Here is a 562-nt window from a genome sequence, read left to right on the forward strand (position 1 = left end):
TCAAGATCGAGGGAACCCTGAAGGGGAAGGAGAAAGGTGCGCTCCTGGTCCAGCAGCTGAGGAAACGGCAGTACACCCAGGTCTGCATCGTGGCGGTGGACACACCCCAGCAGATCTGCCTGGAGGGAGCACACCGCAGGTGGGTCGAGCCCCGCTCAACAGGTGATGTCACCGCCCGGTACACCCCGCCCGAGGCCGTGAACTCCACCTTCATCGAGGGCAGAGCTTCCAGTCGCTGCATCGACAATGCCCGTGCCACCTACCAGCTGGCCAGCGCCCAGTCCCGTTTCACACAGGTCGACCTGTTCATCGCACACCGCACCCCCACCGGGACCGTGGTCGAACACATCAGTCGTGATGGCCGATCCCGCAGCATCACACTCAACGCCACGACGCCACCCACCAGGGCAGCCCCAGCCCGCACCCTGTCCCGGTCTCGGGGCACCTTCAGCCGCACCCCAGGCATCGGACGCTGAACCCGCTCACCCGATGAGGGCCGGGACCAGAACCGCCGCCAGAATGAGCGTCGTGACGACCTCCCACATCCCCAGGGACCTGGCCG

Annotated in this window: 1 protein-coding gene; it reads left to right on the plus strand. The window is 66.2% G+C overall.

What is annotated here, in order from left to right; all coding sequences use genetic code 11:
* On the plus strand, positions 1-476 hold a 476-nt coding region (locus EII35_RS16155; RefSeq protein WP_185744409.1), incomplete at its 5' end, for a hypothetical protein.
* Positions 477-562 lie beyond the last annotated feature (86 nt).

It is taken from the genome of Arachnia propionica (assembly GCF_003932785.1).
Classification (GTDB): Bacteria; Actinomycetota; Actinomycetes; order Propionibacteriales; family Propionibacteriaceae; genus Arachnia; species Arachnia propionica_B.